This is a genomic window from Stenotrophomonas sp. KH_029 (genome assembly GCF_057839765.1).
Map to the genome: position 1 here is coordinate 354,008 of NZ_CM174498.1, position 14,829 is coordinate 368,836.

The following is a 14,829-nucleotide window of genomic DNA, read 5'->3' on the forward strand; positions in this document are numbered from 1 at the left end:
CGTCGCTGTGCATGGCGCGCTGACAAAGGTAAATCGAAACTAAATAAAGTGTGATCTGCAGCACATTTACAACTAGTTGCATATCCCATTTTTGACCCTGTCCCTACTGTTGCGACCTCGACCTTCCCGGCACATATCGGTGCCTCAAATTGCGAGGTTTCACCAATGACGTCTACGGTTTCGCTACCACGTGCCCTGTCTCTGGCAATTGCTTCGGTGCTTGCAATGGCAGCAGCCAATGCGCAGGCGGCCCCACCCATCGTCGCCGATGGAACTCATGTCGACGCAGAGGGAGACACCATCGCCGGGAACCCCGGCTATTTAGGCCATGCACTGAGCGCGACGAATGGAGGTAGCATCAACGCCTCTGACATGAACCTGTCCACAAACGGTGAACAGGCTTCGGGAGCCATTGCCAGCGGGTCGGGCAGTCGGATCGAACTGCGGAACAGCACCATCACCACTTCCGGCTACATTTCGCCAGGCTTGAACGCGGTGGGGGGCGGCAGGATCGTCGCGGAGGGAGTGACCTTCAGCTCAACAGGCAATAACGGGCGGGGAATCCAAGCCAGCGGCGCTGGCAGTGAGGTGACTTTCAACGGGGGGCGAATCTCGACGTCCGCAAGGTATGCCGACGGCGTTCGCGCAATGTTCGATGGTGTGGTGAACATCGGCCGCGACGCGACAGGCCAGGGTACCATCATCAACAACATGGGCGGCTCTGTAGGCCTGCTCGCAGGCAGTACGGCCGCTGATGCCAGCGGCACCATCAATGCAGATGGTGTGACCATCTATAGCAATGGTCCGGCTGGATTCGCGGGCGGAGCGGGCGCTCGCCTGAACATTCGCGACGCTACGATCAACTCGCTGGCGTCTGGTGTGACTGCCACGCTGGGGGGACAAGCGGTCGTCGAAAGCACCACAATCAAAGCCGGACGTCCCGATCGGATAAATAGTCATGGCGTCTCCGCTGACAACGGCGGGCATGTAGATGTGCGGGACACCTCGATCAGCACCATCGGCACCAGCTCCTATGGCTTGTATGCAACTACCGGTGGGAGCATCACTGCCACCACGACGGACATCGCCACCAGTGGCCTTAATTCGCATGGCGTGGTGGTCGATAACGCCGACAGCATGATCGCCGTCAGTGGCGGGCAGGTGTCCACCACCGGGCGGGAGGCGCATGGCATCTATGCCACCGCTGGCTCGGTGCGTGCCGACAACCTCGACATCACTACTTCCGGATTGGGTTCCATCGGTGTGTTCGCACGCGGGCCCGATGCGGCGATCGAACTGAGCAACAGCCGTGTGACCACCACCGATCGCGGACATGGCGCGGCGGCCCTGGCCGGTGCGCAGCTGACGATCATCAACTCCAGCTTGAACGCCGCAGGCGCCAACGGCATCACCGCCCGCAACGCCGGTACGGTAGTGACGGTGGCTGGGTCGGACATCCAGACCACGACCGAGGATTCGCATGGCGTGCTGTTGAGCGACCAAGCCAGCGCGGTGATCGATGGCAGCCATATCACCACGCTCGCAGACCGCAGCCGCGGCATATGGGCGTCCGGTGCCAGCACTGTGCATGTGTCCAACTCCCTGATCGAAACCGCGGGCGACCGTACCCCGGACGTCAGTGGTGGCCCCTTCGGGGCGGCCGGTGTGGTCGTATCCTCTGGTGGTCAGGCCATCCTGGAAGACACCCGTGTTGCCACCACCGGCTATTGGGCCGATGGTGTCGATGTGGAGCTGGATGGTTCGGCACTGCACATGATCGGCGGTAGCGTGCACACCACGGGGGAGAACTCCAAGGGGGCAGCCGCTTACGGTGGCAACAACATGTTGACCCTGGAACGGGTCCAGGTGTTGACCGAAGGCCGTGGCGCACGTGGTGTGGTGGCGTCGGGTGTGGGAAGCCGCGCACGGGTCCTGGATGCCACCGTGACCACGCTCGGGGAGGGCTCGCATGGGCTGGATGCGATCGATGGCGCTTACCTGCAGGCGGTTGGTACGCAGGTGGTCACGCAGGGCGCCGACGCGTATGCAGCCCGCGCCAGCAACGGCGCGCAGCTGGATCTCGCCGACAGTGCGCTGTATGCGAGCCGCGGCGCCGGCGTGCGGCTCGATGCGGCGCACCTGGCCGCCAGCGACGGTACCCGTATCGAAGGTGGCAATGGCCGGGCCATCGAGCTCGGTTCGGACGCAACCAGCACGGTCACCTTCAACCGCAACGTGGTTGCGCTGGGCGATATCCGTTTTGCTGATGGTGCCATTGATACGGATGCAAACGGTGTACTCGACCGAACCGCATCGCTGGCACTGGACAACAACAGCATCTGGAAAGGGGCAACCGACGCCATTGGCGATCTGTCGCTGGCCAACGGCAGCCGCTGGGACGTGACCGGCGATTCGCAGGTCGGCAGCCTCTCGCTGTCCAATGCCAGCATTGCCTTCGACCATGCCGATGGGCGTTACAAGACCGTCACTGTCGACGGTGATTTCCACGCCGACGATGGCTTGCTGGTGATGAACACCGCGCTGGGCGATGACAGTGCTCCCACCGATCGTCTGCATGTGCGTGGCGACACCTCCGGCACGGCGCGCATCGCGGTGAACAACATCGGCGGCCGTGGCGCCCTGACCAATGACGGTATCCAGCTGGTCCAGGTCGATGGCGTATCGGCCGGCAGGTACCAGCTGCAGGGTCGTGCGGTGGGCGGCGCCTACGAGTATTTCCTGCATCAGGGCGGACGCACTGATCCGACCGATGGCGATTGGTACCTGCGCTCGCAGTTGCCGGTGGCGCCGATCGATGAGTGTGCGGCCAATCCACAGAATCCGGCCTGCTTCGATCCGCCGGTGCCTACGCCGGTGCAGCGTCCGGAAGCCGGTGCCTATCTTGCCAATCAGGCTGCAGCGGTGGGCATGTTCGATCTGACCCTGCATGAGCGCGTCGGTGAACCGAACCTGATAGAGCGCCAGAAGACCCGCGACCAGATGGGTGGTGCTTGGGCGCGCGTGACCAGCGACCACACCCGCAGCCGGATCAGTGACCAGCTGGGCCGCCAGGGCCGCCAGCACCTGCTGCAGGTCGGCGCCGACCTCACCCGTTGGGGCCGCGGTGACCGTGGCGTGGCAGGTGTGATGGTCGGAACCGGCGAAGCCACCGAGCAGGTACTGTCCAGGGTGACCGGCTACGCAGCACAAGGCCGGGTCAAGGGGCGTGCCGCAGGCGTCTATGGGACCTGGCTGCCCGGCGCTGCCGATGACGGTGGCCTGTACCTGGACAGTTGGGCCCAGGTTGCACGCTTCAGCAACACCGTCCAGGGCGATGCACTGCAGCGCGAACGCTATGACAGCCGCAGCACCAGTGCTTCGGTGGAAGCCGGTTATGCCTTCAACGTGCATCGTGGGAGTGCCAGCGCAATGTACCTGGAGCCACAAGCGCAGGTGATCTGGAGCGACTACCGCATGGGCGGTGGACACCATGCCGAAGCCAATGGCACCGATGTCCGCGTCGCCAACGCCGGTGGCGTGCGTACCCGTCTGGGCGTGCGCTTGTATGGCCATACCGCTCTGGAGAGCGTGAACCGGGTGCAGCCGTTTGCGGCGGTCAACTGGATGCGCAGCCATGGTGGCGCCAATGCGGTCTGGCTGGACGACGTGGCGCTGGAAGGTGCGGCGCCGCGCGATGTCTACGAGGTCAAGGGTGGTGCGCAATTGCAGCTCGGCCACGGCCTGACCGCCTGGGGTGAACTCAGCATCGGGCGTGGTGCGCAGAACTACCGCAACTACGGCGCCCTGATGGGTCTCAAGTACGCCTGGTGACATCGCCCCGCTCCCGTCCCTCGAACCGGAGGGGCGGGAGCGGGGATAGGTGGGAGCCGTATTGGTTGATATGCCTCAGGGACCGGTACGGCGGCAGCAGCTATCGAACGGCTTCTCCATCGCTATCGTCCTTTACCCCACCCGCTGTCGGTCCCTTCGCCATCGCCTGGAACACGCCGTCGCGGCGCACCCACAGGTGGAACAGCGCGGCCGACAGGTGCACCACCACCGTGGCGAACAGCGCGTAGGCCAGCAGGCTGTGCGCGTTGCGCAATGCGGCGTACAGCGCCGGGTCGTGCGGCACGATCGCCGGCAGGTTGAAGCCGGACCACATCACGATCGGGTAGCCGCCGGCCGACAGCATCGACCAGCCCACCAGCGGCATCGCCAGCATCAGCCCATACAACACCCAGTGCGACGCATGCGCGGCAGCGGCCTGCCAAGCCGGAAGATCAGCCGGCAACGGTGGCGGCCGGTGGCGCAGGCGGTTGTACAGGCGCACGATCACCAGCAGCAGAATCGCGATGCCCAGCGGGCGGTGCAGGTCGATCAGCAGCGGCCGCCACTGCAGCGCGGCAACCATGCCCACGCCGACGAACAGCATGGTCAGGATCATCGCCGCCATCAGCCAGTGCAGCACCCGCGCGGTGAGGTTGAAGTGGCCGGCATCGCGGTTCATCGTGCACCTTCCTTGCCGGTGGCGGCCGCGCCCTTGCCACTGGCGATCTCGCGCTCGCGGCGGTTGAACGACTGCGAATACACCGCCGAACGCGCCGCCAGGATCGGATCATTGCTGCCGCCGATGCCGCTGGGCAGGATCAACGGATCGTAGTTGAGGTCGCGGCAGGCGCCCTGCGCCTGCGGCTGCATCGACACCAGGCTGAGCGTGCCCACCTTGACCTGGCGGCGTTGCGCCGGCCAGGGCTGCGAGGGGTCGTCGATCGGGTCGCCGTCTTCGGCGATGGTCACCCACATGTCCCAGCGCACCGGGCCCTGGGCCAGCCGCTGCTGGAACTCATCGGCCAGATAGTCCAGCCCGGCCTGCGCGCGCTGGGCGGCAGTCATCTCCACGAACGCCGCCTGCGGCCGCATGCTCCAGCGCACGTAGCGATGGCTGCCGTCGGCGGCGGTGAAGCGGAAACTGTTGACCCCGTTGTAGGCGGTATTGGCCCAGCTGTTGGACCACGGTTCGGTCTTGGCCCACTGCTGGAAGGCGCGCGCGGACGGGTACTTTTCCAGCACGGCGGCCATTTTCGCCGGGTCCGGCTTGCCGGTGGCCGGGTCGGGAATGCTGGCGCGGGTCTGTTCGAGGAAGGCCTCGGCCGTGGGCACGGCGAAGAACGGGAAGCTGTTCATGGCCGTGCGCCATTCCTGGCCGTCATCGCTGACCAGCTGCAGCGCCATGCTGCGCACGCGTGCATTGGCGTCGGCGCCGTGCGGGTCGCCGCCGCCGATCGACAGCCGGCCCAGCACCGGCACCTGCGGCTGCCGGAACACCCGCGCCGAACTCAGCGCCGCGCCCTCCGGCGTACCCTGGAAGCTGCCGCTGACGCACACGCCCTTGCTGTGCGCGCGGCGGAAACCCGGGTGCGGCGGGCCGGTGGCCTCGATGCTGTCGGTGAACGCCTGCGCGGTGGCGCGGTCGCGGCCGATCCAGCCGGCCAGCCAGGCGAAGGCCAGCACCAGCAGCCCGGCAATCAGCGCGATCAGCGCCAGCCACAGCAGCGGCGAGGGCGGCCGCGGGGCGCCCGGCTCCTGGCCGGCGCGGGTATAGCCGAAGAGCGACATGCGGTTTCCTGCCTTCACGATGCGTGTGGGTGGGCGACGCAGGCATGGTGTCAGAACAGTGGTCGGGCCGATATTCACATTTTTGACAAGTATTCAAAACGCAGATCCCCGCCGAAGCGGGGATCTGTGGGGACAGCCGTCGGCACGCGGCGGTCAGCCGGCGTAACGCGCCTGCAGCATCGCCCAGGCCGAGCGCAGTGCCAGGGCTTCGCCGCCGGCCGGGCGGCCCGGGCGTTCGCCGTCGTTCCAGGCGTACACATCCAGGTGCGCCCACTTCTGGCCCTCGGCGATGAAACGCTCCAGGTACAGCGCGGCAGTGACCGAACCGGCCATGCGCGAGCCGGCATTGGCCAGGTCGGCGATGTTGCTGTGCAGGTAGCGCAGGTACGGGCGCCACAGCGGCATGCGCCAGACCGGGTCGCGGGTCCGTTCGCCGGCCTGCAGCCACTGCTGGGCCAGGGTGTTGTCGTTGCTGAACAGCGCCGGCAGGTCCGGCCCCAGCGCGATGCGCGCCGCGCCGGTGAGGGTGGCGAAGTCCAGCACGATCTCCGGCTGCTGCTCGCTGGCATAGGTCAGCGCATCGGCCAGGATCACCCGCCCTTCGGCGTCGGTGTTGTCGATCTCGATGCTCAGGCCCTTGCGGGTGGCGATCACTTCGCCGGGGCGGAACGCATCGGGGCCGATCGCGTTTTCCACCGCGGCAATCAGCAGGGTCAGCCGCACTGGCAGCTGCCGGGCCATGACCAGCCCGGCCAGGGCCAGCGCATGCGCCGCGCCGCCCATGTCCTTCTTCATGTTGCGCATGCCATCGGCCGGCTTGATGTCCAGCCCGCCGGTATCGAAGCACACGCCCTTGCCGACCAGCGCCACGTGCGGCTGGCCTTCGTTGCCCCAGCGCAGCGCGATCAGCCGCGGCGCGCGGTGCGAGGCCCGGCCCACCGCATGGATGGACGGGAAGTTCTGCTCCAGCAGCGCATCGCCGGTGATCACCTCGATCTGCGCACCGTAGGCGGCAGCCAGGTCGCGCGCGGCGTCTTCCAGCTGCTGCGGGCCCATGTCTTCGCTGGGCGTGTTGACCCAGTCGCGCACGCGCAGGCTGGCGGTCACCACATCGCGCACTTCCGCCGACGGGGTGGCGGCCAGCTGCGCCGGGGCGCGGTTGGGCTTGCGGTAGCGGCTGAAGCGGTAGCTGCCCAGGCCCCAGCCCAGGTGCAGCAGGGTTTCCATTTCCGCCGGCAGCGTATCGGCCAGCTGCCACACACTGCCCTCGGGCAGCGCGAACGGGGCGTGCGCATAGGCGTAGGCATCGCCGGCATCGCCCACGCCGAGGATCGCACCGGCCAGGCCGTGCTCACCGGGCAGCAGCACCACGCTGGCGCCGCTGCCGTTGAAGTGCTGCGCATCCACCCACGCGCCCAGTGCCGGGCTCTGCTGCGCGCGCCAGGTGCTGAACTGTTCGCGGTTCATCACGTGCAGCGGCAGCGCCTTGGAGGCATCGGGGGTGAAACCGTTGATCTGGGTCATGCGGGGTGTGGCTCCGTTCGTGGTCAGGCGTGCGCGGCCGATGCGTTGGCATCCAGCCAGTCGGCCAGCCCGGTCAAGGTGTCGAACTGCAGGTCGGGCTGCAGCGAAGGATGGTTCCAGGCGTGCGCCTCGCGGTTGATCCAGCAGCCACGCAGGCCGGCCTGGATCGCGCCGGCCACGTCCATTTCGGCGTGGTCGCCCACGTGCAGCACCTGTGCCGGGGCAACCCCGAGGCGGTCGCAGGCGGCATGGAAGATGCTGGCCGCCGGTTTGGCCGCGCCGTGTTCGCGCGAGCCCAGCTGGAAACTGAAATGGTGCGCCACCCCGATCCGCTGCAGGTCGGCATTGCCGTTGCTGAGCGCGGCCACCGGCACCCTGGCGGCGATCCGCGCCAGTGCGTCCAGCGCGTCGGGGTAGAACTCCACCTGGTTGCGCGCGGCGTAGAACGCTTCGTAGGCCGGTTCCAGCAGGGCCAGGTCGGCGCCGCTGCGCTCCAGCGCTTCGCGCAGGGTCAGCCGGCGCAACGCGCTCAGGTCATGGTGCAGCTGCGGGTTGTCGTGGAAGGAACGCTCACGCAGTTCGCGCATCGCCGCCACCGGGTACATCGCGGCGGTGGCGGGGCTGTGCTGCAGCATCCAGTCGAACAGTACCTGGTCGATCCGCGCGCCGATCGGGGCGAACGGCCACAGGGTGTCGTCGAGGTCCAGGGTAATGGCTTGGATAGGGAAATTCACCGCGCCATTCTACTCCTGCCGTCCGCGCCGGGCATGCCGGATCGGTTCATTCCAGCAGCCGCGCCCAGCCCTGCGTGCCCTCCAGCCGGGCCAGCACCAGCTTGATGCAGACCAGCAGCGGCACCGCCAGCAGCAGCCCGACCATGCCCCACAGCCAGCCGAACACCATCAGCGCCAGGATCAGGATCAGCGGCGAAATCGCCATGCGCCGGCCCAGCACGATGGGGGTCACCACTTGGCCTTCCACCGTGTGCAGGGCCAGGTAGCAGGCTGCCGGCAGCAGGGCCGCCAGCGGGTCGCTGAATTCCACAAAGCCCATCAGCAGCATCAGCGCCACCCCGATCAGCGGCCCCACGTACGGCGCGAAGTTCAGCAGCGCGGCCACCGTGCCCCACAGCAGCGCCTCCTGCAGGCTGACCCCGAGCAGCAGCAACACCCCGGAAAACACCAGCCCCACGGCGGTGTTGATCACGGTGATGGTCAGCACATAGCGCGACACCTCGCGTTCGATCGAACGCAGGATGTCGGTGGTGAAGCGTTGCTGCTGGCGGTTGGGGAACAGCGCGATGGCATGCTTCTGCAGGTTCTGCCCGTAGATCATGAAGAACAGGGTCAGCAGCACCACCGCCAGCACCGAGGCGGCCAGCCGCGGGGCGCGGGTAAGCACCTTGTAGGGATCGTCCAGCTGGGTGCGCACGATCTGTACGCGCCGGCTGCCTTCGCCGCCGGCCACGCGCGCGAAGTTCTCCGCGGCCTGGTTGGCCTGCTGCACCGGCTTGGTCAGGTTCTGTACCTGGCGCGCTACCTTGCGCAGTTGCTGCGGCGCTTCCTGTGCCCATTCCATGGCCGGGCCGACCAGTTGCACGCCCAGCGCGGCCGCACCGCTCAGGCCCACCCCGAGCACCAGCACCGCACCGAGAAAGCGCGGGATCCACAGCTTGCCCAGCAGGCGCAGGATCGGGTTGCCGACCAGCGCGAAGAACATCGCCAGCAGCACCGGCAGGATGACTTCCTGCGCCGCCCACAGGGTGAAGCCCACCGCCAGGGTGGCCAGCACCACCAGCGACATCGATGCACGCGGACGTGGCGGCGGGGCGGCGACGGCCTCGTCGGGGGAAACGGCAGGAACGCTCATGCGGGCGCCGGGCAGGGAAGGAGCGCCATTATTGGGTACGCCGGGTGCGTACGGTGTGTGCAGGCAGGTCCGACCCATGGTCGGACGTTTCCAGGTCCGGCCGTGGCCGGACCTCGCTTCTTTCTACGTCAGCGTTCGGAAAGATCGGTGGCCGCTTCGGCCGGCTGCGGTTGCCGTGCCGCATCCGTGTCTGCACGTACCTGCGGACTGGCTGCGGGCGTCGCCGCCGGGGCCTGGCGCGGCAGTTCATCGGCGGCCTGGTCGACCTTGTCGGCCGCCTGCTCGGCGGTATCGGCCGCTTCGCCGGCCTGGATCGAGGCGAACGCAGCCTGGGTGCTGGCCACCAGGCTGGAGACCGACCCGATCATCTGCAGCCAGCGCGCACCCTGTACCTTCGCGCCCAGCCCGGTCGGCTCCAGCCGGCCGGCCAGGAAGCCGCCGGCCAGGCCGACGGTGATGATCCGCAACGGCGTCCAGCCGGAACGCCAGACGGTGCTGAGGGTGGACCAGTTGCTGCGGGTCTTCTCCACCCGCACCGCCACCACCAGTTCGGCACGCTGCACGCGCTGCCGCAAGGCTTCAAAGTTCATCGTTTGGCCCCGGTGGTATCGACGTCGGCATCGGGATCTTCCTCGCCCGGTTCGTCATACAGCCCCAGCCGCGACAACTGGCGGCGGGTGGCATGCATGCCGGTATGCCGGAAGAAGAACGACACCCGCCACATCGCATAGCCGGTTACCACCAGGCTGAGGATCGAGGTGATCAGCAGCGAGTGGAACCAGGACATGCCCCAGCGCACCATCAGCGCGATCAGTGTGCCGGCCAGCAACAACCAGGCCGAGGCGCCGAACACGATCGCCACCCCGCTCCAGGCCAGCGCACGCCCGAACGCGCTGCGCGCCAACGCGAAATCGGCCGACGCCAGCCGCCGCAGCGAACGCAGCGTGTGCTTGGCCGCGTCCACGGTGTCGCGGCCGGCTTGGCCGACCTGGCGGATGCTTTCGTCCAGGTGGGGGGCTTTTTCACCGCTGTCCGGTGGTGGGGTTTGCGCACCACCGGCAGCGGTCGACGGGGTTGGATCGCTCACGCCGGGTTACTTGTCGCCGCCGCTGCGGGCCAGCTTGGCGATGATCCAGCCGGCGGCGAAGGCCACGCCGAAGGAGGCCAGCGGACGCTCGCGGATCAGTTCGGCGGCGCTGTCGACCAGGTCCTTGCCCTTGTCCATCAGTGCATCCACCTGTTCCTTGGCGGCGGCACCGCCGAACTCGGCGGCGGCCAGGCCCGACAGCGCGGTATCGGACAGCTCGGCCTTGACGTTGGCCTTGCCGATGCGCAGTTCGTCGGTGGCAGCGCCGGTGGCGCCCTTGATCGCGCCGCCGGCGGCGCTGGCGGCCGACTTCAGGTGCGAACCGGCTTCACCCAGGTGTTCCTTCAGGTTCTCGGTATTGGTGGGGCTCATCGTGACTCTCCGTATGGTGGCGATGGGGAAGGTGGCCGCCGGCGGACCGGTCGGCAACGAACACAAGGTAATAGCATCGGGGGGGTGTAAGCGACGTTACGGCGCCCGCCGCCGTTCAGCGCATCACCAGCACGCCCGGCGTATTGCCGCGGATGATGCGCAGCACCAGCTGCGCCGGGCGCTGCTGGAAGTTGGCGCGCCAGCTGGCCAGGTCGGCGAACTCGCCGGCGGTGGCTTCGGTGATCACATCGCCGGCGGCCAATCCCGACGTCGCCGCGCGGCTGCCGCGCTTGACCTCGCTGACCTGCACGCCACTGATCCCGGCCTGGCGCAGGGCCTCGGGCAGGTCCACGAAGGTGGCACCGCCCAGCCGCGGGTCCAGCGTGTCGCCGCTGACCGCGCGCGCCTGTTCCTTCAGCGTGGCCTTGAGCTGCAATGGCTTACCGTCGCGGCGGATCTCCAGGTTCAGCGTGCTGCCCACCGGCTGCAGACCTTCCACGTTGTGCAGGGCCTGGGCGCTGTCCACGCGCTGGCCGTTTGCCGCCACCACCACATCGCCCGGCCGCAGCCCGGCCGCGGCGCCGCCGGACCCGGCCAGCACCCGCGTCACCAGCGCACCGCGCGCCTCGCCCAGGCCCAGCCCTTGCGCGATCTGCTGGGTCAGGTTCTGCGCTTCCACCCCCAGCGTGCCGCGCACCACCACCCCGTGCTTGACCAGCTGGTCGACCACATCGCGGGCCAGGTTGGACGGAATGGCCAGGCCCAGCCCGATGTTGCCGGCCATGCTGCCCTGCGGATTGAAGCTGGCGGTATTGATGCCCACCAGCTGGCCCTGCAGGTTGACCAGCGCGCCGCCGGAATTGCCCGGGTTGATCGAGGCATCGGTCTGGATGAAGTTCTGGTAGCCCAGCCCGCGGATGCCGCTGCGGCCCACCGCCGAGACGATGCCCGAGGTGACGGTCTGGCTGAAACCGAACGGGTTGCCGATCGCCACCACGAAATCGCCCACGCGCAGCTGTTCGCTGTTGCCCAGCGGCAGCGCGGTGAGCTTGTCGGCCGGAATGCGGATCAGCGCGATGTCGGTGTCGCGGTCCGAGCCGATGAACTCGGCCTTGACCGTGCGCCCGTCGGACAGGGTGACCTGTACGTCGTCGGCGTTGTCGATTACATGGTGGTTGGTCAGTACCAGCCCGGCGCCGGCATCGATGATCACCCCCGAGCCCAGCGATTCGTTGATGCGCTCCTGCGGCACTTCCGGGAACAGGCGGCGGAAGAACGGGTCGTTGAAGTACGGGTTGCGCACCCGCACCACTTGCTTGGTGTTGACGCTGACCACCGCCGGCATCGCCCGCTCCAGCATCGGCGCCAGCGAAGGCACCGCCTGCCCGGCGACGGCGGCCGGCAGCGCGGCGGTGGCCGGAATGGCCAGCGACACCGGCGCCGCCTCGGCGCGGTTGTCCAGGTGGGCGTTGATCGCCGAGGCGATGAAGCCACCGAAGGCGGCGGCAAGTGCGAGCGTAAGCAGGGTCGGGAGCGGTCGCATGGTCCGGCGGTTCCGTAACAAGAAGGCAAAGACACGCATACGGTAGTTCAAGCTGAATGAATGTGTGTGGATGCGGCTTAACCAAGTCGCCATCGCACGGCGGCCGGCGGCCTACCGCGACAGGGCGCGCCGGCCCGGCAGGGGCGTTGACAGGGTGCCGTGCCGGCGTAAGCTGCAAGGGCATCGGCCACAATATGTTGCGTTGCCGATCTGGATTTCCCCAAGAGGTTGGGTCTGTCGGCCCGGGGCAATACCCTTCCGCCACGGATGCGCCATGACCGCCACTGTGTTGAACGGTTCTCCATCGCCCCTCCCTGGCCTGCCGTCAGCGGCATTCGGTGCGCATGGTCGTCGCTACGGTCGCATCGGCCTGCCTGTCGTCCCCTGCATGCATCGCCCGATGCCGGATCGACGTGGGCGCCGGGAGCATGCGGTCGGCCTGCAGGGAATCGGCATCGACCAGGAGACGCACCCGCGTTGCGCATGCCGATCCATGCATGTGCATGGATCACCGATGGCCCCATGCCGTCGCTGCAACGCGTTGCCGACGGCGCTGCGGCGTGATCGGTAAACGCCACTGCCGCATCGCCCAGGCGTGCCGATCAACCGGCGGCATCGACATGCGTTTGACTGCCGCCGCGGCCTGCCACGCGCGGCTCGGGACTGCCAGCCTGCATGAAGGCGGTGGCCGTTTCCCGCGCGAAGATGGCGCAGTTGTCGAGGTAAAGGGTACTGGCCGGACCACCTGCGACGGTCAATTGCACATTGCCCTGCATCGGTTCGCCGCGCGCGGGGACGTGCGCGGCGGCAGCATGCAGGCCAACGATGGAAGCTGTTTTAAAGGGGTTTGTTGCAGATGCCCGGTTCGCCGGGCGGGTGCAGCACCGGCCCGCCAAGCACAGATGCGGCGCATGGCGTGCGACAAGACCGTTCCACGAAGCACCGCGCCGGTATAGCATCGCCAGCGATTTGACTAACCAGTCCCCTTAGGAGGCAATCATGAGCAATGGAAATGGCGTGACCGCGACCCTGTCGCACGGCGTAGACGAAGTGAAAGAAGTCGCGGGCAAAGTGGGCGAGAGCATCGCCACCACCGCCGAAGACGCCGTGGCATCGGTGAAGAAGACCGTCAAGCGCGCGCGCAAGGCCGCCACCACCCAGGTTGCCAAGGTCAAGAAGGCCGTGCAGAAGGCCGAGAAGACCGTCGCCAAGAAGGCTGACAAGGCTGCCAAGTCGGTGGGCAAGACCCTGGCCGGCGCCAAGAAGAAGCTGGAAGCAGCCAAGAGCAACGCCAAGGCCGAGGCCGCCGCGCTGAAGAAGCAGGTCGCCAAGAAGAAGGCCGCCGCCGAAAAGGCCGTGACCAAGACCACCAAGGCTGCCGGCAAGAAGGCCGCCACCGCCAAGAAGACCGTGACCAAGAAGGCCGCCGTGGCCAAGAAGACCATCGCCAAGAAGGTCGCCACCGCCAAGAAGACCGTGACCAAGAAGGCCGCCGTGGCCAAGAAGACCATCGCCAAGAAGGTCGCCACCGCCAAGAAGGCGGTGACCAAGAAGACCGCCGCCGCCAAGAAGGTGGTCGGCAAGAAGGCTGCCACCGTCAAGAAGGCTGTGGCCAGCAAGTCGGCTGCCGCCAAGAAGGTGGTGGGCAAGAAGGTCGTCGGCAAGAAGACGGTTGCCGCCAAGAAGGTTGTCGGCAAGAAGACCGCCGTGGCCAAGAAGGCGGTCGGCAAGAAGACCGCCGTAGCCAAGAAGGCCGTCGGCAAGAAGGTCGCCGCTGCCAAGAAGACCGTCGGCAAGAAGACTGCCGCTGCCAAGAAGGTGGTCGGCAAGAAGACCGTCGCCGCCAAGAAGGTGATCGGCAAGAAGGCTGCCGTGGCCAAGAAGACGGTCGGCAAGAAGACCGCTGTCGCCAAGAAGGTGATCGGCAAGAAGGCCGTAGCCCGCAAGGCTGCACCGGCCAAGCGCGCCAGCGCCGCCAAGACCGTGGCCCGCAAGGCCCCGGCCAAGCGCGCCCGCAAGTAAGCAGTACGCACGGCGCCTGCCTCCGGGCGGGCGCCGTGACGCGGCGGCAGGTGTGTGTTCCCTGCGTGCCCGCCCCACGCCTTCGGCGTGTGTTTCCATCCTGTTGTACCTGCGCACGGTGCCAGTCAGTAGCGGCAGCGCCCGCTCGCGATGGATATCCCTGCCCGCCGGCACGGCATCTGCTTCCTGCCACGGTCAGTCTGTGCCATAACAGCAGCGTCAAGGCGCTGATGATCAGGGACGAGGTGCGATGTGGTCCAATGGCGGATACTCGGGCAACTGGGCGTGATAGCCGCACTTGTCATGTTCTGCAGTGCGGTCGCTGCCGCGCCTGCAGTGAATGAGTGGCGGGGCCTGGTGATGCTGCAGCCGGAGTCGGTCATGCAGCAGCGTTCCCCATCGGCTGACGCCGTGGTCGACTATCTCAAGCGCGTGCAGATGGCCAGCGAGCAGGCCCTCGCCGTACTGCCTGCAACGCCAAGTGGTGGGTATCTGGTACTGGCCGTGCGTCCGGGTGGGCAGGCGCGTGTCTGGCTGGACCTGGAACCTGCGCTTCCGCCCGCAAGTGCCCAGGCTTTGCGGGCGGCGGTAGAGACAGTGCCGCCTTTTGCGGCCACCGACGGCGTGCTGGTACTCGCATTGGGAACGACGTTGTGGGGTGGCGCACCTTTGCAGCGCATGCCGGCCCCGGAGCAGTTCAAGGCAACTGCTGATGCGGCCGGGCATCCCCTTGAAATGGAAGCACTGGTAGATCGTCTGTGGCCGGCCGGGCTGTCGCGCTGATACCGGTTGC

The 14,829-nt window shown here is 67.4% G+C and carries 13 protein-coding genes; 4 read left to right on the forward strand and 9 right to left on the reverse strand.

What is annotated here, in order from left to right; translation table 11 throughout:
• The first annotated feature begins 225 nt into the window (after nucleotides 1-225).
• Nucleotides 226-3,831, forward strand: a complete 3,606-nt coding sequence (locus AC3ITM_RS01600) for an autotransporter outer membrane beta-barrel domain-containing protein (protein ID WP_489267902.1) — start codon at nucleotides 226-228, stop codon at nucleotides 3,829-3,831.
• A gap of 100 nt (nucleotides 3,832-3,931) precedes the next feature.
• On the opposite strand, the gene AC3ITM_RS01605 is transcribed toward AC3ITM_RS01600, so the two are convergent.
• The 9 genes from AC3ITM_RS01605 to AC3ITM_RS01645 form a co-directional block, all read right to left on the reverse strand.
• Nucleotides 3,932-4,510: a cytochrome b gene (locus AC3ITM_RS01605; protein WP_489267904.1), complete on the reverse strand. Its 579-nt coding sequence runs from the start codon at nucleotides 4,508-4,510 to the stop codon at nucleotides 3,932-3,934.
• Entirely contained in the window at nucleotides 4,507-5,619 is a 1,113-nt protein-coding gene (locus AC3ITM_RS01610) for a catalase family peroxidase (RefSeq protein ID WP_489267906.1), read from the reverse strand. The genes AC3ITM_RS01605 and AC3ITM_RS01610 overlap by 4 nt, the downstream gene beginning before the upstream one ends.
• A gap of 153 nt (nucleotides 5,620-5,772) precedes the next feature.
• Nucleotides 5,773-7,143, reverse strand: a complete 1,371-nt coding sequence (locus tag AC3ITM_RS01615; RefSeq protein WP_489267908.1) for a leucyl aminopeptidase family protein — start codon at nucleotides 7,141-7,143, stop codon at nucleotides 5,773-5,775.
• Between the two features lie 23 nt (nucleotides 7,144-7,166).
• Nucleotides 7,167-7,877, reverse strand: a complete 711-nt coding sequence (locus AC3ITM_RS01620; protein WP_489267909.1) for an HAD family hydrolase — start codon at nucleotides 7,875-7,877, stop codon at nucleotides 7,167-7,169.
• Between the two features lie 46 nt (nucleotides 7,878-7,923).
• A complete protein-coding gene (locus tag AC3ITM_RS01625; RefSeq protein ID WP_489267911.1) occupies nucleotides 7,924-9,012 on the reverse strand; it encodes an AI-2E family transporter in 1,089 nt (362 codons plus the stop codon).
• Between the two features lie 128 nt (nucleotides 9,013-9,140).
• On the reverse strand, nucleotides 9,141-9,602 hold the full coding sequence (locus tag AC3ITM_RS01630; protein WP_489267912.1) for a protein sip-5: 462 nt from the start codon (nucleotides 9,600-9,602) through the stop codon (nucleotides 9,141-9,143).
• Entirely contained in the window at nucleotides 9,599-10,099 is a 501-nt protein-coding gene (locus AC3ITM_RS01635; protein ID WP_228884549.1) for a phage holin family protein, read from the reverse strand. The genes AC3ITM_RS01630 and AC3ITM_RS01635 overlap by 4 nt, the downstream gene beginning before the upstream one ends.
• A gap of 6 nt (nucleotides 10,100-10,105) precedes the next feature.
• Nucleotides 10,106-10,471, reverse strand: coding sequence for a hypothetical protein (locus AC3ITM_RS01640; RefSeq protein ID WP_228884548.1), 366 nt, complete (start codon nucleotides 10,469-10,471; stop codon nucleotides 10,106-10,108).
• Between the two features lie 115 nt (nucleotides 10,472-10,586).
• Nucleotides 10,587-12,014: a Do family serine endopeptidase gene (locus tag AC3ITM_RS01645; protein ID WP_489267914.1), complete on the reverse strand. Its 1,428-nt coding sequence runs from the start codon at nucleotides 12,012-12,014 to the stop codon at nucleotides 10,587-10,589.
• A gap of 560 nt (nucleotides 12,015-12,574) precedes the next feature.
• Here AC3ITM_RS01645 and AC3ITM_RS01650 point away from each other — a divergent pair.
• From AC3ITM_RS01650 to AC3ITM_RS01660, 3 genes are all read left to right on the forward strand, one after another.
• Nucleotides 12,575-12,970, forward strand: a complete 396-nt coding sequence (locus tag AC3ITM_RS01650; protein ID WP_489267916.1) for a hypothetical protein — start codon at nucleotides 12,575-12,577, stop codon at nucleotides 12,968-12,970.
• 43 nt (nucleotides 12,971-13,013) lie between these two features.
• Complete coding sequence (locus AC3ITM_RS01655; RefSeq protein WP_489267918.1) at nucleotides 13,014-14,036, forward strand: histone; 1,023 nt, start codon at nucleotides 13,014-13,016, stop codon at nucleotides 14,034-14,036.
• A gap of 381 nt (nucleotides 14,037-14,417) precedes the next feature.
• The gene (locus AC3ITM_RS01660; protein ID WP_489267920.1) at nucleotides 14,418-14,819 is read left to right on the forward strand and encodes a hypothetical protein; all 402 of its coding nucleotides are present in this window, start codon (nucleotides 14,418-14,420) and stop codon (nucleotides 14,817-14,819) included.
• Nucleotides 14,820-14,829 lie beyond the last annotated feature (10 nt).